The sequence below is a fragment of the Sporosarcina sp. SAFN-010 genome (assembly GCF_059415065.1).
This window is the reverse complement of the sequence record NZ_JBPFDS010000020.1, coordinates 1-20,754: the sequence shown is the minus strand read 5'-3', so window position 1 is coordinate 20,754 and position 20,754 is coordinate 1. Positions and strand designations below refer to the sequence as shown.

At 41.7% G+C, this 20,754-nt stretch carries 15 protein-coding genes; 3 read left to right on the top strand and 12 right to left on the bottom strand.

Annotated features, from left to right (window positions below; genetic code table 11):
- The 9 genes from ACR65F_RS16525 to helD form a co-directional block, all read right to left on the bottom strand.
- On the bottom strand, window positions 1–624 hold the full coding sequence (locus ACR65F_RS16525; protein WP_440505078.1) for a TetR/AcrR family transcriptional regulator: 624 nt from the start codon (window positions 622–624) through the stop codon (window positions 1–3).
- Between the two features lie 150 nt (window positions 625–774).
- A complete protein-coding gene (locus tag ACR65F_RS16520) occupies window positions 775–1,602 on the bottom strand; it encodes a TspO-related membrane protein (RefSeq protein ID WP_440505077.1) in 828 nt (275 codons plus the stop codon).
- 70 nt (window positions 1,603–1,672) lie between these two features.
- Entirely contained in the window at window positions 1,673–3,148 is a 1,476-nt protein-coding gene (locus tag ACR65F_RS16515; protein ID WP_440505076.1) for a PH domain-containing protein, read from the bottom strand.
- The gene (locus ACR65F_RS16510; protein ID WP_440505075.1) at window positions 3,145–3,642 is read right to left on the bottom strand and encodes a PH domain-containing protein; all 498 of its coding nucleotides are present in this window, start codon (window positions 3,640–3,642) and stop codon (window positions 3,145–3,147) included. Before ACR65F_RS16510 ends, ACR65F_RS16515 begins: the two co-directional genes overlap by 4 nt.
- 385 nt (window positions 3,643–4,027) lie before the next feature.
- Window positions 4,028–6,784, bottom strand: a complete 2,757-nt coding sequence (locus ACR65F_RS16505; RefSeq protein ID WP_440505074.1) for a phosphodiester glycosidase family protein — start codon at window positions 6,782–6,784, stop codon at window positions 4,028–4,030.
- A gap of 136 nt (window positions 6,785–6,920) precedes the next feature.
- A complete protein-coding gene (locus tag ACR65F_RS16500) occupies window positions 6,921–8,378 on the bottom strand; it encodes an O-antigen ligase family protein (protein WP_440505073.1) in 1,458 nt (485 codons plus the stop codon).
- Window positions 8,379–8,530: 152 nt separating this feature from the next.
- The gene (locus ACR65F_RS16495; protein WP_440505072.1) at window positions 8,531–10,234 is read right to left on the bottom strand and encodes a DUF4855 domain-containing protein; all 1,704 of its coding nucleotides are present in this window, start codon (window positions 10,232–10,234) and stop codon (window positions 8,531–8,533) included.
- A gap of 116 nt (window positions 10,235–10,350) precedes the next feature.
- Window positions 10,351–12,009 carry a DUF4855 domain-containing protein gene (locus ACR65F_RS16490; RefSeq protein ID WP_440505071.1) on the bottom strand — a complete coding sequence of 553 codons (1,659 nt, stop codon included), beginning with the start codon at window positions 12,007–12,009 and terminating at the stop codon, window positions 10,351–10,353.
- A gap of 230 nt (window positions 12,010–12,239) precedes the next feature.
- The gene (helD, locus tag ACR65F_RS16485) at window positions 12,240–14,465 is read right to left on the bottom strand and encodes an RNA polymerase recycling motor HelD (RefSeq protein ID WP_440505070.1); all 2,226 of its coding nucleotides are present in this window, start codon (window positions 14,463–14,465) and stop codon (window positions 12,240–12,242) included.
- Between the two features lie 460 nt (window positions 14,466–14,925).
- On the opposite strand from helD, the gene ACR65F_RS16480 reads away from it, so the two are divergent.
- Complete coding sequence (locus ACR65F_RS16480) at window positions 14,926–15,906, top strand: nuclease-related domain-containing protein (protein WP_440505069.1); 981 nt, start codon at window positions 14,926–14,928, stop codon at window positions 15,904–15,906.
- Window positions 15,907–15,969: 63 nt separating this feature from the next.
- The gene (locus ACR65F_RS16475) at window positions 15,970–16,173 is read left to right on the top strand and encodes a hypothetical protein (protein ID WP_440505068.1); all 204 of its coding nucleotides are present in this window, start codon (window positions 15,970–15,972) and stop codon (window positions 16,171–16,173) included.
- A gap of 250 nt (window positions 16,174–16,423) precedes the next feature.
- On the opposite strand, the gene ACR65F_RS16470 is transcribed toward ACR65F_RS16475, so the two are convergent.
- The 3 genes from ACR65F_RS16470 to ACR65F_RS16460 are packed head-to-tail and all read right to left on the bottom strand — an operon-like array spanning window position 16,424 to window position 19,429.
- Window positions 16,424–17,326, bottom strand: a complete 903-nt coding sequence (locus tag ACR65F_RS16470) for a glycine betaine ABC transporter substrate-binding protein (protein ID WP_440505067.1) — start codon at window positions 17,324–17,326, stop codon at window positions 16,424–16,426.
- Window positions 17,323–18,174, bottom strand: a complete 852-nt coding sequence (locus ACR65F_RS16465; RefSeq protein ID WP_039042469.1) for an ABC transporter permease — start codon at window positions 18,172–18,174, stop codon at window positions 17,323–17,325. Before ACR65F_RS16465 ends, ACR65F_RS16470 begins: the two co-directional genes overlap by 4 nt.
- The gene (locus ACR65F_RS16460) at window positions 18,167–19,429 is read right to left on the bottom strand and encodes a quaternary amine ABC transporter ATP-binding protein (RefSeq protein WP_440505066.1); all 1,263 of its coding nucleotides are present in this window, start codon (window positions 19,427–19,429) and stop codon (window positions 18,167–18,169) included. Before ACR65F_RS16460 ends, ACR65F_RS16465 begins: the two co-directional genes overlap by 8 nt.
- A gap of 197 nt (window positions 19,430–19,626) precedes the next feature.
- On the opposite strand from ACR65F_RS16460, the gene ACR65F_RS16455 reads away from it, so the two are divergent.
- Window positions 19,627–20,169: a GbsR/MarR family transcriptional regulator gene (locus ACR65F_RS16455; RefSeq protein ID WP_440505065.1), complete on the top strand. Its 543-nt coding sequence runs from the start codon at window positions 19,627–19,629 to the stop codon at window positions 20,167–20,169.
- Window positions 20,170–20,754: the final 585 nt, after the last annotated feature.

Below are 20,754 nucleotides of genomic sequence, written 5' to 3'. Positions count from 1 at the left end.
CTATTTATAATAGATTCTCTTCAGCACATCTAAAAATGCGTAAAACTCATGCCAATACGAATCCACTTCCAATTCCACAAATGTCTGCCCATCCAACTTTGCAAGTAGCTCCTTACCATATCCTTCAATCGACCAACTAATGAGTTTCATCACATCATCTGCAGGTATATCATCTCGAAACTTAGACAAGTCAATTCCGCTGAACAAACTCGTCAGCCCGTCCTGTTGCATCTTTTCCAATCGTTCGCCAAGCGCCTTCGGAATTCTCGACTCTTTCTCTAAAACCACTTGACCGACGAAATGAAACAAATCCGGATGCAATCGATATACATCCATCTTCAGCTTGGCAGAACCTTTCATCCGTTCAATGAAATCCGGTTCTGACACATCAATATATTGAACATACAATTCTTCCATCACATTAAGTGCACGGTCGACCAAATACTCATAAAGTGCTTGTTTCGTTTCAAAGTAGTGAAACAGCATTCCCTTCCCAATGCGAGCTTCTTTCACAATTCGATTCGTCGATGCCTGTTCATACAGATGCTCCGCAAACTCATGTATTGCCGCATCTATAATTCTTTTTTTCTTAGATTCATCAAGCGTTTCAAATGCCTTTACCATGAGTCCACCTCTTTAGACCACTCCGGTCGATTTTATGATAAAAAATTAGACCACATCGGTCGAAGTAAGAATACCATACTTCGACCAGTGTGGTCAATTAATAATCTGAATAATACATCGCACAACTTCCTCCCTTAACAGGAAGTTCAATCACCTAAACGTATGAATGCGTCCACTGTGATTCGTTCGTTTACGTCGTTTCACAACTACCCACAAACTTAGTAGAGTCAGCAAGATAATACAAATAGAAACGGTCAATATAATTCCAGGATAGGCTTCGTTCCACCCTTCAGGCGAAACGTGTTTGTTATAAATTCCGACATATGCCCAAACGAGGACAAATCCGTAAGAAGCAACCCAATTTTTGAGCAGCGTCGCAATTCCTATTACTGTTCCAACGAGTAGAATGATGACTGTCCATGTCTGATCTGACAATCCGAACCCGTTCCAATCTATGGACACGAAATACGCCGTGATATTCGCGATTGTGGCAACTGTAATCCATCCAAAATACACACTGAATGGCAGTCGAATGAAAAATTTCTCTTTAAACGACAGATCGGCTTTCACCGTCATGCCGTTGATAATGATTAGGCTCACCAAAATGATGAGCATTAAAACGATGGAAGTCCCAAGCTTTCCATAATGCCACGCTACTATCCACAATGCGTTCGCGACTGATGAAATCGAGAAATAGACCGCGATTTTCTTCATGAGTTGCGTCACTTCTGAACGTTCACCAGATCTGAAAAATCCAAGTTGGTAAATGACATGAAACGCAAGTAGCACGTAAATTAGTCCCCAAATTGCAAACGTATAACCCGCTGGTGCAAACAGATTGCTATAGGAATCCGACACTTCCCCAGTCGTCATCCCGTTCAACGGAAGCGCATTCGCCAAGTAGTTCATCACAATCATTAATAGATATGTCACGAGCACCACTAGGCTCATCTTCCCGAACTTTTTTCGTCTTCCCATTCCTACACCCCTTTTTTAGACAGACGTCTCTAATTAGTCTATTCCTGAAGTCGTCCCGATTAAACCGATTTCACTTCAGCTGCACATTTTTTGTCCGTTCTGCATACCACTTTACAAATTGCTGGGCTTCTTCTATCGGCATATCTGGAAGTGTCTCATGGCGCACCGGTTTAGCACGATTAATAAGACCTATCGTCGCAAGACCAAACCATTGCTGAAGTTTCGTCCGCTTCACTGATACTTCAATGATTTTGTCGCGTCGTGTCAGAAACGTCGTTTTTTCAAATGTCCCCTGACTTAGTTGAACGAATCGCCCTTTCACCGCATAGGAAGTGTTCCAATAGCCGAGTACTCGGCTTAGTATGAGTAGGACAAGAAGTGTGATTGAAACAATTGCCCACCCAATAGGCAACTTGAATACTTCTGGTCTAAAAAAGGTGAGCGGGATCGTTAAAATCAGCCAGAACCAATAGGGCTTGATGAGACGAGCCAACAATGATTTCCGTGGCAACCGTTCCGTATCTGGCACTACTTGATAGTCAGGTAGCAACTCTGCAATCATTGCATACGCCCGCTTCACCGGCAAAAACGGATACAGCGAACTGACTTCATCCTCATCATCTCCAAGATTCCCAGCACTTATCAGCTTCACTTCTGCGAGACCAAGAATTCTTTTCATGAAGGACTGCGTAATTTCTACTGCCTGCACACGTTTCTTCCCGATTGAAAATGCGGTTTCATCCAAAACACCTTTTGAAATATAGATCCTTTCTTCGTCTGAAGCAATTTCATAGTTTCCATATTTCACAAACGTCCATATGACTCCGATCGTCACAGCAAGTACAATTAGCCCCACCACTATTCCAGCGATAATCCAGCCCGATGTCAGGACAGACGCAATCCACCCCTCCACATAGTCCTCTACCTCGAACAGTTGATCAACCTTAGAAAAGAGAGATGCCCCTAGCACTAGGATGATCAAAAAGCTGAACGATGTGAACGAAGCTTTAATGGTATCTTTCCGAGTCGGAGTGAAATGGACGACGCGCTCTGAAGTCACAGCAACTTTTTCAGTTTCAGATTCGGTTGTCGGGTTCCCTAATTGCATGAACTCTTTTACTAGAGATTCCAATCGATCCGCTTCCAAGCGTGTCAAAGCGTCGAACTTCACATTCGAGTTCATCCCAGACGTACCAGTTTCAAAAGTTATGGAAGTCATCCCGAACAGCTTATGTAAAAACGAGGTATGGCGCTGCACATTTTGGATTTTATCAAAATAGACCGTCCGCTCCGTTTTCTCGAAAATCCCTGTTTTCAGGTGAAACGCAAGTTCGTCAACCGCATACTTTCGGGTGATCCATTTCAGAATACTGGCGATGATTGTAAGGGCTACTGATACTAACAGAAGTATACGACCCAATCGGGCTATCCAAGAGTCTGAACCGAAGTTGACTACCACGACAAACGCAAGAATTGCATAGCTTTTCAAAAATGCGGCGAATTCGAACAGGATGGATAACGGATGATATCGCCTCATTTTCATCATTCATCCACTTCCCTGATTTTTGCGTAGCGGGCAATCTGATTTCTCACTTCAATCGCTAATTCTTTCGGCAACGCAGGTATTCCATGACTCGATCCCATCGTTTCGATTTCCAATGAATATAAGCCGAAGCGCCTCAAAATCGGTCCCTGGTTCATCGAAACTGCCTGGATCTTCGCCATCGGAATGAGCTCATAACTTTCATAAAACGCACCTGATTTTATCTGCAGAAATTCATCGTTAACTCCATAACGAAAATGCTTATGGAAATAGACTGGCCTCAATCCAATAGACCAGATCGCTGAAACCAAGGTTAGTGCTGCGAGTCCATACACCACCCAATGAGTCCATTGCCACCAAGAAAAGTACAAGCTGGTTGCGTATAAAATCCCCCAAATTGCTAGCATAATCACATGGCTGATGGTCGATCCCCACCTTAGTGCGGGCACCGCTTCAACAGCTAAACAGTGCGTCGGTGCTTGTATATCATCCTTCAATACGGTTCCCCCTATCTTAGTCCTTTTCCCTATTACACCAAATTTCGACAGAGGTTTCAAAGGAATCGATGGTAGTTTGAGGAATTTGTTAGGGGTTGGGTTGGGTTGTGTTTAGAGTTTTGACGAGGGGGCTGAGTTGTGTCTTTGGGGCTATTGTGTGTCTCGTGGCTGAATAATTCACTTATGCGACCGGTTGTTTGCCGGATCAGGCCGATTCATCTTTCTTCAAATAAATTCCCTTTTAATATATATAAAAAGCCTGTAAAGAGATACATCTCTTTACAGGCTTTTATAGCGTCAACCATGCTTAGCAGCTTTCTTCATATGAAATGAAGGATTTTCTACTCTATCAGTGTACCATAATCTTCTGTAATCTCAAACACTATTAATTACTATTTAATAGAGTTCTATAAAGGAATACAGAGAAATCTGAACGGCTAATATTTTGAGCCGGGCCATACTTTCCTTGCCCAATCCCACTAGTGATCTTATTAAAAGCAAGAGAATTTATCGCGGAATGCGCAAACGAACCTTTAGTATCATTGAAATAATCTTTTGATCCAGATGGCAATTTAAAACCACGCTGCAAAATGGCCGCCATCTCAGCCCTTGTTAACTTGCCATTAGGGTCAAACCTCTTACCTTTGTCTTTTCCGTTAATGATTCCTGCATTTGCAGCTGCTGCTACTTCTTTATAAAAGCCCATAGTTGGTTTCATGTCCTCGAACCCAGGATCGGTAACATTGTCAACTGATAATTCTAGTGCTCTGGTTAAAAGGATTGCAGCTTGCTGACGAGTTAGTTCGTCATAAGGACCAAATTTACCGTTTGAATAGCCAGCGATGATTCCATCTGCTACGAGTGCACTTATTTCTTTCTCCGCACGGAAATCTAGACTTGTATCTTTAAATAATGCTTCTTGATAGTCTGCATCAAATACTGACTTCACATCATCAATTAAAATAGTACCCGCTGTTTTCACTTCCCCAGCAGGCTGGGCAATATAAATTTGCTCAAGTGTTAGTTGACCAATAGCTGCTGATGGTATTTTAGCCGTTACAAAGTTCCATCCAACCCATTTCAAACCACGTTCAGGTGTAAAATTAATGGTATGTTCAGTTCCAGCGGAATCTTTAACTTTTGCACGCAGCCACGACTTACTGCCATCTCCATATACACGAGCTGTAATCATTGCTGGGTTTTCACCTAAAACCATAGGTGAAGTTGCATTTATATAGGCTGCTGATGTACCTGTTTCTCCTATAAAGTTGTATTTAACCTTAGCTGCTGCTGCACCTTCATATGGATAATCTTTTTGGTCTGTCAACTGTAACTTAGCAGAACCATTTACAGCTGAGACATTCCATCCAGTCAGCGTATCCATTCTATCAACAATAGTTGTGGAGGAATTCCCAACGGTTACAGGGACTTTCACAGTTTTCCCTCCGAGTGTAGCTGTGATAGAACCTGATCCGCTTTCAGCTGTAAATTTACCTGAAGATGTAATCGTACCAACTTTACCTTCCACCCCCCATTTAATAAGGGATGTATCGTAAATAACTGAGCGATTTTTATTATCGAATGCTTTTAACGTCAATACTTTTGTTTCGCCTTTTTTCAAGACCAAGTTGCTCTCGGAGATTTCAATTTTAGAAATCACATCTACAACTTCTAATGAGATTTGTGCAGAACCCGTTTTAGATTGTACTTGAAGGGTATCTGTTCCAGAAGTTCCGGCAGTAAAGTTTAGTCCATTTGTTTCTGTCGCACCGCTTTTCGAATTTAACATAAAATCACTTTTTGTAAATTCTATAGGATTGTAGTATTGGTCCATTACATAATCTATGGCTACAGAACCTTTTGTTCCCTTAAGATAAACCCCTTGTTTCTCAAGATGAGCACCAATGTCGGTTGCTTTACCTTCCGGTGCGGTTGAAACTGCGAGTAAGGCAGTCGACACTCGCCTTTCTGATTTATCAGATGGTCGGTTGTAAAGCGAAACTTGCTGATCTCCAGGTTTACGGACCGCCATTGTAGTTGAACCGCCCCCGTCAAGATTCAGCGCTTGATGAGCACCGATTGAAACTAAGTATTCTGCTAGTTGCTTCATATTCATTCCTTTACTGTAGCCTTCTTGTCGACCATCTACAGTAACCATAAATACTTTCGTACCTGTTTTGTCAATAGCAATAGCAGTTCGTGGTGCAATTTCCTTTGCCCTCGGACTTGTTACATCCATACCAACATTTACTTGACCGTCTTTTACGAGTTCAGGTCCTGAAGTTAACATGAATGACGCATCCTGCCATGGTTCATCAATTGACGTAGTAATTTCAATTTCAGCGCCGACAGGAATCGTTTTCAAGTTCTTTTCAGCCTCTCCGTGTGCAGAGAGAACGAAGCCGTTTTCAGGGATAAACGAAGGCTCTTTGTCACCTCGCCCCCTAACTTTTTTCACAGTACCTTTCACGGTTTCCCCAAAGTTCAAATCCGTGCCACCCACGACATTATCAAGTACTACCTCAACCCCAAGGTCATTTGTTTCAGTTGTTGGTTTAGGATAAAGTGGAGTGTATAAAATCATATTATCTGTAGATCGATATTTGTCCGTGCTTGTAATCGCAATTTCCTTACCCGCGTATGTAAAATGGATATCTAGATTGTAAGGAGCGATTCTTCCTTTTCCTGTTTTATCCACTCCGAATGCGATTGGCTGATTTACAAACTGGTCTTCACCAGTGGCAATTATTCCAGCATTAATTAATTGATTTCGATAAGAAATTAAGTACATTGGTAAATAACCTTGGTCAGATCCCCAGAAGAAAGAACCGTTAATCGCACCTGCCACTTTTTGACCCGGCGCATTATATGCTTTAGCTTGGTCCGTTGTACGAAGAAGGTTGTTTAATGGCTTTGGATAGGAGACATCAACAGTAGTATATGGATCATTTAAATCCACAGTAAGCTTTCGCATGGCTTGGTCTTTACCAAATTTCACTTCGTTAACGTAGTCATAATCCACGCCTTTTGAAATTTTTTCGTTCTGACTTTCGGCATCGGCAATAGTTGTTGGTAAAATCAGCATGGCTCCTACAAAAGCTGCCACGAATTTCGCAGATCGTGTTTTTGTCTTTAAAGTCATTTCAATCCTCCGCATTCTTTGTATTACTATCATTATAAAAGAGTTAAACTTAAATGTCCTATGAATCTATGTTTTTCGTTCTAAATGACTAAAAAAACCGTTTGTTGGAAAGTTACTCCAAACAAACGGTTTTGTCTTATTTTTCTTTCTCTTCTAATGGTTTTAAACATGCCAGGAAACCTGCCAAAATAATATAGAAATACATTGTAAATGTTTTGTCTTCCCAAATATTGTAGATAAACCCACACCAGTAAATCCCAATAATTCCTGCAAGCAAGGGAATTGCGAGTGGATTGACTCGGCGGTTCTTCCAAAACAGTACTAAAATACTAAGCAAGAATATAGCAAACAATATAACGCCCGCTACTCCAGTTTGAGCGATGATTTGAATGTACTGGTTGTCTGAGTATATATTGACATCAATATCATAATCCTTATATATAGGTGAGTTGAATGACTTCGCTCCTGAATCTCCAAATGTTGCGAAGCCTGATCCTATGATTGGATAATCCTCAAATACTTCAAAACCTTTATAAACAACGTACAAGCGACCAGTCGTTAAACTCTTTTCGAATGTGCTCGAATTAAACGTTTCTTTAATCCGGGTTTTTTCAACCGCAAATCCACCTTCATCTTCAGCTGGACCCGTTCGTTCAATTTCACCAACTTGGGTATTGTTTTTTACCCATTGCGCACTATACGTCGCTGGCATAGCAATGAGAACAAAACCGAGCGCGATTACAGCTGCAATTTTCAATACGAATTTCCAGTTGAATGTTAATAAGAAGTAGACACCTAAGCCAATCGCGAATGCAATCCAGGTACCTCGACTGAATGTTAAAATCCAAACTCCAGCCGTTACAACTAAAACAACGGTTAGAAAGATGCGTACTGCCGAACTTTTCGACACTTTTCTCAAGTAGTAAGTTAAGAGTGCTGTAATTGTTAAATACACAGCTAGCACGTTCGGATTATTAAGGAGTCCATAAATTCGACTGCTGTTATTGGGAGATAATTGACGATTCACCCACAGCTCCGGCATCCACTGTGAACGGACTGAGATTTTCTCAACAAGTCCTTGAATAAGTACTAGTAAAACGACCGCTACAGTCATATACATGAAATTCAACATATCGCGTTTTGTAATTTCAAGTCGTTTCACGATATACAGGAGTAAAAATGTGATGGCAAATGCTCGGATTTGAAAAACAATCGCGTTCAAACCTATATCATTAAGGAGTGCAGATATTGTTCCAACTAAAAGAAATCCAAGAAACGCCCATTCGTATATTGCGAATTTAAATATGGAGGAGATATTTTGCCTTGAATCCCATAAGACTCGTATAAATATGAAGACAATAATTACATCCCCCAATAATTTAAGAGCGGGATTCACAGTAATTAAGAACGACCTTAACGGATAATAAAGAAGTAAAAATAAGATTCCTTGTTTAGGCAAAAAAAGTGCTGCTACTGCTAGAAGAAGAGTAATTGCGTAAGTCAGCATTGTATTTGGCAGAAGCAAGGTTATTGCTAATAGAAGTGCTCCTGTAATAGGGAGGACGAAATCTATCTTTTTAGATGTTAGATTCATGAGCTAAACCCTTTCTATTCTTCATTCGGCATTCATTATAGCACAGCTGCATCTAGAAGATTAACTATTTTTCAATTCTTGTAAGAGACGCAACAACTATCAAAAAGTTTCAAAAAAGGCTCTGCATATTTTTAACTATGCAGAGCCTTCTTTTACTTCGGGTTAAAAAATGTCGTGTTCAATTGTCTATACCACTGCTTATAAACAGGATGATCAACTGTATTCATTCTCTCTACCATATTGACACCTTGGTAAAACATCATACTTTTTTCATCAAGACCGTAACGTTTCGCAAAGTCCATATATAAGTCGAATGCTTCTACACCCTCATTTGAAGCAACATGCCCAAGACCATACGAATCAATTTCAATCGTTATACCAGTCCCATAAATTTGAGCGTTTATGAACGCCTTGTGCAGACGTTCTTCTTTATCTCGAATGCTAGTTCGGAATGCATTTGGTTGTAAAAACGCTCCGTCAAATCCATACTCTTGCCACTTATAAAAGTTTGTAGAAAGTGCATGTGGCGAATAAATAAAGTATTTTCCATGAGGTTTTAGCATGCTTGAAATTGACGATATAATAATTTCATCATCACTCGTTCTAACAGTTTCACTCAACCAGTAAAACCCTTTAAGTTGAATATTATCGTACCCTTCACGATCGAATCGCTTCAAGGTCTCTTTAACGTACCAACTAGCAAGGTCATAACGCGGATACAGTCCATCTCCAAGATCTCTTCCATCCAAAGAAATAATGGGTTCACCACGTTTAGGATAAGGAATCGCAATATACGTGTCTACCTTACGACCACTTTCTCCGGCTGCTGTATTCAAATTTCTAAGAGCTCCATCCTGTGCAAACGTCCTATCCATGTAATTTTTCCAATCCTCATAATTTGCATGGTTAGAACTACTGTCCGTGAAATTGTTACCTTCTTCGTTATATCGTAAACTCAATATAACAAAGGTATCAAACATATCCCTTTTAATGCCGTCACCTATATCACTCGTTAAGTAGTGACTGAAAAAGTCAGGCGTAAAAGATTTCTTCTCCTTGATCCCATTGTAAATCAGCACCCCACTATTCAATCCAGTTTTATCTGCAGAGCCAATACTCTGAGAATACTCAACAAACTTATTACTTTTTGGATGGATTGTCCCACCTGGAATAGACTTCACAACTTCAAGTGCATCTTCAACTGAAGCTTCCTCTGCAATAGTCTCCCCTTGACTCTTCACTTCATATGCAACAGGCTTTGAATATACACGCGCTATGAATGCGCTGAACTGCGCCCTTGTGACCAATTCTTTCGGTCGAAAAGTTCCGTCTTTATATCCTGTCGTAACATCAAAATATGCAATTGCATCAATGAATGAGTAATAAGAACTCGAAGGCGGAATGTCCAAAAACTCTGAGTATCCTTTACCTTTAAAGTCGTAAGCTGTTGCAAGCATTTTTGACATTTCATCACGAGTTAACGGTTTGTACGGCTCAAAGCTGTTTTCATTCAAACTCAACCACTCATTAGTAACAGCAGTCATAATTTGATCGTATCCGGGAGAGTTCTCATTGACATCATCGACATTCATAGAGTTCTGAAATGTTGGTGAAGCTTCTAGTGTCCTAGTCATCATGATGGCAGCGTCTTTTCTGGTAATAAACTCACCCGCTCTAAATGTACCATCCGTATACCCTTTAATGACACCATGAGAAGAGATAAAACCAATATCTTCATACGCCCAATATGTATGTGGAACGTCTTTGAAAAAAGCAGCTTTTACATGTAAAGAATTAGGCATGAACAGCAGACAACACACTGTTAATAACGAAAACAGTGTTACAATTTTTTTCATTCTTCATAAAACCTCCATTAGTAATACAAGGCTAATTTATGATCTCACCTTCTATCAATCTATTATACTTGTACAATTCAAAAAAACCATAATTGTTTTTTTATACTTTTGACTATTTAATTCATAAAATCCCCAAGATCCTTGTAAGCTTGTTTATAAGCTTCAGATTTCCATTGATTCATTCTATATACCATGTCCGTTCCCTGATAAAGTAAAGAACTCTTTTCTTTCAATCCGTACCTCTGTGCAAACTCTAAGTACGTTTGAAAGTTCTTCAAACCTGCATCCATCTGGTGCGTGGAGTACGTATCAATTTCTAATGTAATACCACTACCTTTAATTTGAGCCTCTAAGAAAGCTTTGTGTAAACGCGATTCTGGATTTCCTAGCTGTAACCGGAACGTATTGGGTTGCAAATACGCGCCATCAAACCCATAGTATTTCCAGTTTTCATAGTTTGTTGAACGAGCATGCGGGGAATATATAAATCGCTTACCTTTTTTATGAATAGCCGCTGCTGTATCTGTAACAAGCTGCTCGTCTTCAGCATGAATGACCGTTTCATTAATCCAATAAAATCCTTTGAAATTCAAATTAGAAAAGTTCTCTTTCTTCCATTTACTTTCCACATTGCTCATGTACCAGTTAACCAATTGCTTCCTAGCTGATAATGTGTTGGCAACACTTTTACCAGTTAAGTCCAAGATAGTACCAGTTCGTTTCGGATAAGGAATGCCTACATAAACGGACGTGGTTAGCTTTTCGTTAACAGCAGCTTCATTTAATGGTTTAAGCGGTCCAGTAGAAGAAAATAGTTTTTCGGAATACCATTTCCAATCACTGTAGTTCGCTTTATTCTTTGCTGTCTCTTGAAATTCACCGCCGGGATACAACCTTCCCATTACTATAAATGTATCAAAATATCCACGTGAACCATCTGTTAAATACGGTTTGTAGAATTGTGCATTGAATGATGGCTTTTCATGGCCGCTATAAATAATAACTCCATTATTTATGCCTGTATTCTTCATTGCAGACGGTTGCTGTTCATATTTCATTAACGAATTACTATTAGGATGAATAGTTGTGTCCTCAAATTTCATCGCATATGAAATCGCCTCGTCCTCTGTCGTAAATGTAGAAGCTACTTTTCCGCCTTTTTTTACAGTGTAAGAAAGAGGACGATCGTACACTCTTTTCAAAAACGTTGAAAACTGTGCACGATTTACAGAAATATTGGGTTTAAACGTTTTATCTGCATATCCAGTCGTAATATCATTTTCAGCAAGTGCATCAATATATTTATAATATGGATTTTTAGGAGATATATCTTTGAACGAAGACTTGTTCTTTCCTTTGTAGTTATACGCTACAACAATTGCTTTAGCCATTTCATCCCTTGTTAACGGTGCATTTGGCTGGAACCGATTGCCAGATACAGACAGCATACCTTTATTAGCGACTGTCATCATTTCTTGATAACCGCCCATTGATGCTTTCAAATCGGATGGACGAACTCTGGGTGATGAGGCCACAGGAAGATTCATCGCTCGAACAATCATTACAGATGCATCTTTTCTAGACAAAATAGTTGTTGGTTTAAATTGTCCATTGGAATATCCTTTAATTACTCGTTTATCTGTTAAAAAGCGAATTTCATCATGTGCCCAATGCGTTTTAGGAACATCACTGAATGTCACTCCTCGTGCTTGCATCGGTAACATAACAACTAACAAGGTACTTAGACATATAGATAAAATCTTTGTTTTAGTCATTTTTCTCCTCCTGTAGGTATCTTCCAATAAGACTATACTATCATTTCCAAAACAATCCAACAATGTATTATTACAAACTAATGTCAACTTACAAGGAATTTCGTCCCTTCATATGGATTGCATTTTTCTGCTCCACCACACTTGGATTACAAAGTTACTCTGAGTTTCAACACCCTCGTACCTATTAATATTGAAAAACCCCTTACAAGACTCGCTTGTAGGGGGCAAAATCATTTATCAAAGATGTCATTTGCTGCTTCGCCCAGCACATGCAACTCGTGCATCGGACGCGTCATTGCCACATACAGCAACTTGCGGTCAATTGGCGAGTCTCGAAATGGATCGTCAAATGCCGCCACTATGACCGCATCGAATTCCAATCCTTTCGATAAAACACTTGGCACGATAAGCATACAGGAATCATCGATATCGCTTTGATCGTCCAGTAACTGTACTGATAGGCCATCATCAGACAACACATCAAAAAGTCGCTTCGCTTCAGCATTCGTCTTACAAATCATCGCAACAGAGCGATGGCCACGCTCCGCTATCTCTTCATAAATCTGGCGCACTCGTCCAACATCCAGCTCATTCATTTCGTAAAACACAGGGTCGATTCCATGACGAACGACCGGCTCAACAAGTGGCAAATCCTCCTCCATTTGTGCGAGCACCATGTTCGCTAGATTCATGATTTCAATCGTTGTCCGATAACTCTTCTGAAGCGTCGTATACGTAGCGGTCGGCAACATTTTCCGCACCGGATCCCACGACGTCAGCGCCCGATAACTATGAATTCCTTGCGCCAAATCGCCAACTAGCGTGAACAATTCCGTCTCGAGACCGACGTGTAAGGCCGCCAGCTGATACTCGCTGTAATCCTGCGCTTCATCAATGAAAACGACACGCATCTTCCATTCACTTTCGAGTCCCTTCAGCTGCACATGTAAATCGTAAAGCGCCGCCAAGTCCTCAGTTTCCCACGTGTTTTTCAAATGTGCTTCTTGGAATGAATCCTTAAACGCTTCCGACCATTCCGGCGCTAGTTCTGCCTGTAAGTCGGAATCCTTCAACAGACTTCGATACAATTGCTTGACGTTGAACTTTTTAAATCGCTTCATATAAGAAGCAACCTTCAGCTTCCCTTCTTTCTCTATCTTCGGAAGTCGTTCGTCACGCTCGTCCATTACTCGCGTGATCCGAGCCCGACGCTTTACATCATCACGAATGCCATATAACGCTTTATCAAGCGCTGCTTCATATTTATCCGACAATAGTTGGTAGAGCTGTTTGCGCTTTCGAGTCACTTCCGATTTCATGATCAGCTTTATTCGCTCAAGTCGCTTTTCAATCGGCAAATATCCGAAGTCTTCCAAGAATAATTTCCGCAATCGTTTCGCACCCATAATTCGATAATTGTCGATGAAAACATCTTCGAATAGCGCCACTGTTTGCTGTTCGAGTTTTTGCACGTACTTTGCCACAATCGACCGATACTCCTCGGATCCTTTCATCCTAGCAATAGCTATCGTGGCCTCATCCAACGAATCCGATGATGCCAATCTCTCAAGTTTCGCATTCGTATAAGTCAGTTTTAACTTCAAACCTGTGGCATTCAAAACATATTCTTCAAACGTAGTCTGGCAAATACTGCCCACACCGAGCTCAGGAAGCACGTCTCCGATATAGTCCATGAACAACTTGCTTGGCGCGAGAATCATTAGTTTTTCAGCGGGGAAATCCGTTCCTTTTGTATAAAGGAAGTAGGAAATTCGGTGCAATGCAATCGTGGTTTTCCCACTACCAGCAGCACCTTGTACAATGATCGGCTTCCTTAAACTTGCGCGGATGATATCATTTTGTTCCGACTGAATCGTCGAGATGATTTCCGTCAATCGCACATCCGCTTTACCCGCGAGCGCTTCCTGCAATAACTCATCGTTCGTCGTCAGGTCAATGTCACGGACATCGAGCAATTCGCCATCTTCAATCTGATATTGTCGCTTTGAATGCAGATGACCGCTGACTTCTTCACCCCGGACATCATATGTCAATTCACCTAAACGTCCGTCATAATACACATTTGCGACAGGGGAACGCCAGTCGACAATGATTGGTTCTTGCGTCTCCTGATGAAACACCGAAGTCTTACCAATGTAGAGAAATTGGTCCTTTTCATCATCAGGTTGGAAATGAATACGCGCAAAATACGGCTTCTTCTGGATGGCTTCAAACGTCTCTTTCTGGGACCTCGCCATTTCGAAAAACCGTGTGTTCGTGAGGATGTTAATGTAACTCATACTGGAATCCAAATAATCCAAATCCGCCATCGCGTGACGAATTTGTTCTTGAGAGGCGTCGACATCACGCTGCGACTCTTCCAAAAGCCTTCGCATGTAATGTACCGTGTAGTCCAGACGCTCAGCCTCAAACTCAAAATCAGGGTGTCTCTGCATGTACAGATCCTCCGCTTTCCTAGAATTTGTCCTGTCGTTTCCGGATGGTGATATGATACTGGGGAAATTTGAAACAGAAGATGATTGTACCACTCAAAGTTGTGGAGCGCAAGATGATTTAACAGAAAATTCTGTAGTGCGGATTTTGTGCTTAGCATGATAAATCAGGTAGTTTGATATTGCCCATTTCTAGACAAGCGAAGCGCTACCAATTAGCTCCTTAATCATGCTGAATTGTGTATCGTTTCCGATTAATTCATCCTTGTTGCCGATTCCACATGCCACAGTTCCGATTCATCGTTAGATATTACCGATTCCCGCCGCTTTATTGCCGATAACGACCACACTATTACCGAAAGTGGGATTTGCACATAGTAAAACGAAGCTAGTTTTCTACATTCAAGCTCAATTTATAAATACCTGAAAAGTATGATATTATGGATTAGAAAGTAGAAAGGAAGTGAATGCAATCATTCTTAAAGAACGAACTCCACCAATTCTCATCGAGGGATTGGAGGCTGCAATACGAAGAATTCCACACCATCACTCCGCCATCCCCAAAATCCAAGCTAAACTCGCATCAATGAAAGCTGGATTCGGCGGTGAAGAAGAATTAGACCGTGTACTTCGCGATTACCAGTTCCCTGCGAATACATTGATTTTAAACGACCTCTCTCTTTCCTCACGTACTTTTTTCCAAATCGACTCCTTACTACTAACACCTGAATTCGCAGTAATTTGCGAAGTGAAAAATATTGCTGGAGAATTATCCGTAAAGGAAAACCCTCCACAATTGTTGCGTATAGCTGATGATGGAAAAATTAGTGGCTTTATTAGCCCACTTGCACAGGTTGAAAATACTTGTTCACTTTTTAAAGATTGGTTGCTCTGCAGAGACATAGATATCCCGGTTTATGGATGCGTTGTTCTTGCCTATGCTAAGCAGCGCATCACAGCACCAACGACGAAGATTCCGATATTGTTTCCTCGTCTCGTTCCAAACTATGTAAGAAGCTTGCTCACTGGCAAATCGATATTGTCAAATGAGGATCTACTCCAACTTACAAAGAGTTTAATGGATGGACACAAAGAATACGTGCCTGACTCTATTTGTTCCATGTTCACCATTAGCCCAGACACTGTTTATAGTGGGGTTGCTTGCCCAACATGTGAGCGACTGGGAATGAGGAAACACGGGAGAGGATGGTACTGTACTGCATGTAAAACTCGCTCAAATGATGCACACATCCAAGCAATCAGAGATTGGTTTATACTATTTGACGAACCTCTTACTAATACCAGTTGTCGATCTTTCTTAGGAATAAAAAATCCGCGTACTACCTTAAATCTTATAACTAGCATGGGATTAACTCCTATTGGCAATAATCGCGGGCGCACATATACCTTACAATTGCGCAAGCAAAGTATGAAGCACACGTAACTTGTGTGCTTTTTTCATGTGAAGATAACTCCATTTTGACGGAGTAGACCTTGTGAATAAGATATGCCTCATAAAACAACCGCAGCGCTACCAATTAATCCCTTATTCATGTTGAATTGTGTCTCGTTTCCGATTAATTCCCTCATAGTTCTGTTTCTTGGCGTGAACTTGCCGATTTCGCCGATTATCGTTCCGATTCATAGCTTGGAATTGCCGATTGCTGCCGTCATTTTGCCGATTCCTCCATGGACCTGTTGTAGCCCTTAAAAACAAGCATAGCGCAACCAATTAACCCCTTATTCACGTTGAATTGTGTCTCGTTTCCGATTAATTTCCCCATTGTTCCGATTCTTGGCGTGAACTTGCCGATTTCGCCGATTATCGTTCCGATTCATGGCTCGGAATTACCGTTTGCTGCCGTCATATTGCCGATTCCTCTAGCAACTACACCTGCTCAACACAAAAAACCCCGCTAGCCAATCACATCAGCTAGCGGGGTCTCCTATCCTATTCCATCTTACTTTTTCAAGTCTTCAATCGAATCGATGTCCATATATTCTGGAACCGTCAATCCAATCTTCACTCCTGTCATGCTTGTACCCAAATCTTCGAACTTGCCATCATATTTTTCAGCATATGTTTTGTGTGTGACCGGCAACCAGCCTGCGAGCAATGCATCCGCACTTCCGTCTGCAACCGCCGTCCACATTGGTCCCGCTTCAACTTGGGACATTTTCACTTTATATCCCTGTTCTTCTAATACTTTTGCCATTACGTTTGTGCTTGCAATCTCACTATCCCATGCGACATAAGCTAAGTTGAACTCTTCTCCATCGACTTTGTCGACACCTTCTGTCCATTCTGCTACTTTGTCTTTGTTGTCTTTAATCCAGTTTTCTGCAGCAACCTCGGGATCTTCCCCATCGATAACCGCAATCATTACTTCACCCATATCTTCTTCATCCCACTTGAAGTTTTGAAGAATTTGGTGTGCTTCTGGGCAGTCTTTTTCCAATCCTAGGCGACCGATTGTATGGATTTCTTCCTCACCGCCGTAAGAGCCTTTAGGATCGTCCAAATATTTCAGGTCATATTTCGTAAACATCCAGTGGGGAGTCCATCCCGTGATAATAATCGGTTCCTCTTTGTCATACGCTTTCTTCAAAGCAGCTGTCATCGCAGCGCCCGACCCCGTCGTCAATTCCCACTTGTCGAGCCCATAATCGCTAATAGCGCGATCTGTTGCTTCCATGATGCCAGCTCCTGGGTCAATCCCTGTGATCTTATAATCCACCATCTCGCCAGCGGTTTTATCTGAACCTCCTGAAGCATTGTCCTTATCATCATCCCCGCATGCTGCAAGGCCCAATGCTAAAAGTGAAACTGCGCTAATTCCTGCCAACTTTTTCGTCCAATTCATGATTCTTTTCCCCCTTGTTTAGATCGTCCTGCGTGTTGCGTTATACGGTCCAGAATGATGGCAACGAGTACAATTGCAACACCCGTTTCAACACCTACACCTGTTTTCAATTGCGTCACGGCTTGATACACTTTCGTTCCCAGTCCTGGTGCACCAACCATTGATGCGATAACAACCATTGATAGTGAAAGCATGATGCTTTGGTTCACACCCGCCATAATGTTCGGCTTTGCGAGTGGAATTTGCACTTTCAATAAGCGCTGCCATGTCGTTGAACCAAATGCTTCTGTTGCTTCAATCAAATCTTTTGGGACTTGCTCAATGCCGAGCATCGTCAACCGGATTGTCGGCGGCATCGCAAAGATAATCGATGCGACAAGTCCTGGTACGACACCGATATTGAAGAAGAAGATTGCCGGGATTAAGTACACGAACGCCGGCATCGTCTGCATCAAGTCGAGAATCGGTGTAATAATTCTACGCGCCATCAACTGCTGCGACATCCAAATACCAATCGGCACACCAATAATTATGGCGATTGCGACCGAGGTCAGAACGAGAGCGAGCATTTGAAGCATCGGATACCAATAGCCTAAGTAGTCAATGAAGAGAAAGCCGATCAGTGTAAATAGAGCAATCTTCTTCGTCGAGAACCACCATGCTAGCAATGCAAAAATCACTGCTAGTAAAATCGATGGTGGGAAATCCATGATGTCGACAAACGTTTCAACTGTCGCTTCAAGACCAGTAGCAATGCCGTCGAACACGGGTCCGAAGACGTCTACCAGCCAGTCAACACCCGTATCGATCCAATCCGCAAACGGTAAGCGTGGTAATAACTCATTCATGTTCCGTCACCTCCGCTACAACCTGATTGGAATCTGAAATCTCGCCATTTTCGTTGATGAACTGATTGTCACCAGCAAGTGCACCAATCATTGCACCTCGAATGATAATGCCTTTCAAACGATTCTTTTCGTCGACCACCGCAACAGGAATCGTTGCCGTCGAAACGATATCAAATAGATCCGTGAGAACGCTTTCACCCGTTGTCGTAATGACGTCTTTAATCAACACATCCTCGATTTTACGGTTCTTCTCTGCAGCAACAACCGCGTCTTGAGCAGTCAGCGCACCCATTAGACGGCCGCCTTTATCTACCACATAAATCGAAGAAATTCGTAGACTTTCCATTAAACGAAGCGCAACACGTGGCCCTCTATCAATCTGGACTGTATCCGCATGCTTCATAATGTGATTCGCCGTCAGCACTTTCGACAAGTCAACGTCTTCGACGAAACGCTCGACATAGTCATTCGAAGGATTCATCAAAATCTCTTCTGGTGTACCGATTTGCACGATCTCTCCATCTTTCATAAGTGCGATTCGATCACCAATACGGAGTGCTTCATCCAAATCATGGGTGATAAAAATGATTGTCTTGCCCATATCTTCATGCAACTGAAGCAATTCGTCCTGCATATCTTTACGAATCAATGGATCGAGTGCACTGAACGCCTCATCCATCAGTAAAATGTCAGGATCATTTGCGAGCGCACGAGCAAGCCCGACACGCTGCTGCATACCACCACTCAGCTGCCCCGGATATTGAGATTCATAGCCTGACAGACCAACGAGGTGCAAGGATTCGATTGCTTTGTTCTTGCGTTCTTCCTTTGCCACCCCTTGAATTTCAAGGCCATACTCTGTATTCTCTAAGATCGTTTTGTGTGGAAATAGCGCGAAGTTTTGAAACACCATGCCAATCTTTTTCCGACGGACATTGCGAAGTTGTTCTTTGTTCATCTTCACGATATCTTCCCCGTCCAACAAAATCTGACCTGCCGTCGGGTCAATCAAACGATTGAGTAATCGAACAAGTGTGGACTTTCCACTTCCAGATAGTCCCATGATGACAAATATCTCCCCATCCAGCACTTCAAATGTGGCATTATTCACACCAACTGTTGCACCGGTTTCTTTCAATATCTCTTTCTTCGTCTTACCTTCTTTAAGAAGTTGAGCCGCGCGTTTGCTCGATTTTCCGAAGATTTTCGACGCGTTTTTCACTTCAATTTTCTTCTTTAACATTGCCTCTTCCATGCGAACCCTCCGATTCATACTTTCGATGTTTCATAGTATAGCTGTAATCTGTTTGTAATACAAATTATTTACTTTACAAATTGTACGTACAGTTTTTTCTGTACGTATTGATTGCTTTTCATTTTCATCTGTTCTAAGCTATACTGAAGTGTTCAAAGACTGATGAAAATAGTTCATCACAAGGAGGATCATCCACGATGGATGCGTACGAAAAACTAGAAAAATCCCGTAAACGAATCACCGAATCGATTGCTCAAAATATCCATCTCTACGGACTTCCGCCTTCAGCTGGGAGACAATTCGGTATGATGTTTTTTGAAAATCGTCCACTTACCTTAGATGACATGTCCGCAGAACTCGGAATGAGTAAAACGAGTATGAGTACATCCATCCGCTCGCTTTCAGAAGCCAAACTGGTCGATCGGGTATGGGAACGTGGTGTCCGGAAAGACTTATATGAAGTGAAAGACGATTGGTACCAGATTTTCGTCGACATGTTCACCGTCAAATGGAGAAGAGCCGTCTCGTTACATACGGCCGCAATCCGAAAATCACTGGCTGAATTGAAAGAACTTAAAAAAGCTGACGACATGACTGATGAACTCCTCGCAGTTATCGAGACAGATATTGAAAAACTACTGTACATCCGTGAATATTACGACTGGCTAGATCGGCTCATCGATGCGTTCGAAGACCATAAGATATTCGACCTTGTCCCTAGATTAGAAGAAGAAGCATAATAAAAACGACATCTCCTTAAATAGCGAGATGTCGTTTTTGTTTGGGCTAACAGTCACTATAGTGGCCACATATGGATCAGCTAAGTTCGAGTTAGGTGTAGGCAAACGAATTGTTGCAAATCAACCCTCTTATCAGCGTTGAATTTTGTCCCGATTCCGATTAATTCTCTGATGTTGCCGATTGTCTCCATCCAAGTGCCGATTCTTTTCTACATGTTTCCGATTCTGCACATGATAATGCCGATTTCCGTAATTTTCTTTCCGATTCCTCACCTCGCAGTGAATTAGCCCATCCCTAAACAAGCGAAGTGCTACCAATTAATCCCTTAACGGCGCTGAATTGTGTCCCGATTCCGATTAATTCTCTGATGTTGCCGATTGTTCTCTACATGTTGCTGATTCTGCACATGATAATGCCGATTTCCGCAATTATCTTTCCGATTCTCCCCCGGCTAGTGCCAATTATTGCGAACATTCACCGCAAACAAAAAAACCCAACCGCATTTCCTGATATGCTCCCCATAAGGTAGACAGATTAAAAAATAAAATCTGTTGACCTAAGGGGAGTATTTTTTATGGCCAGAA

What these genes read in the sequence shown, in the direction of transcription:
- ACR65F_RS16525 (WP_440505078.1), bottom strand. Translation starts at nt 624, where the DNA reads ATGGTAAAGGCATTTGAAACGCTTGATGAATCTAAGAAAAAAAGAATT.
- ACR65F_RS16520 (WP_440505077.1), bottom strand. Translation starts at nt 1,602, where the DNA reads ATGGGAAGACGAAAAAAGTTCGGGAAGATGAGCCTAGTGGTGCTCGTG.
- ACR65F_RS16515 (WP_440505076.1), bottom strand. Translation starts at nt 3,148, where the DNA reads ATGATGAAAATGAGGCGATATCATCCGTTATCCATCCTGTTCGAATTC.
- ACR65F_RS16505 (WP_440505074.1), bottom strand. Translation starts at nt 6,784, where the DNA reads ATGACTTTAAAGACAAAAACACGATCTGCGAAATTCGTGGCAGCTTTT.
- ACR65F_RS16500 (WP_440505073.1), bottom strand. Translation starts at nt 8,378, where the DNA reads ATGAATCTAACATCTAAAAAGATAGATTTCGTCCTCCCTATTACAGGA.
- ACR65F_RS16495 (WP_440505072.1), bottom strand. Translation starts at nt 10,234, where the DNA reads ATGAAAAAAATTGTAACACTGTTTTCGTTATTAACAGTGTGTTGTCTG.
- ACR65F_RS16490 (WP_440505071.1), bottom strand. Translation starts at nt 12,009, where the DNA reads ATGACTAAAACAAAGATTTTATCTATATGTCTAAGTACCTTGTTAGTT.
- helD (WP_440505070.1), bottom strand. Translation starts at nt 14,465, where the DNA reads ATGCAGAGACACCCTGATTTTGAGTTTGAGGCTGAGCGTCTGGACTAC.
- ACR65F_RS16475 (WP_440505068.1), top strand. Translation starts at nt 15,970, where the DNA reads ATGCCTCATAAAACAACCGCAGCGCTACCAATTAATCCCTTATTCATG.
- ACR65F_RS16470 (WP_440505067.1), bottom strand. Translation starts at nt 17,326, where the DNA reads ATGAATTGGACGAAAAAGTTGGCAGGAATTAGCGCAGTTTCACTTTTA.
- ACR65F_RS16465 (WP_039042469.1), bottom strand. Translation starts at nt 18,174, where the DNA reads ATGAATGAGTTATTACCACGCTTACCGTTTGCGGATTGGATCGATACG.
- ACR65F_RS16460 (WP_440505066.1), bottom strand. Translation starts at nt 19,429, where the DNA reads ATGGAAGAGGCAATGTTAAAGAAGAAAATTGAAGTGAAAAACGCGTCG.
- ACR65F_RS16455 (WP_440505065.1), top strand. Translation starts at nt 19,627, where the DNA reads ATGGATGCGTACGAAAAACTAGAAAAATCCCGTAAACGAATCACCGAA.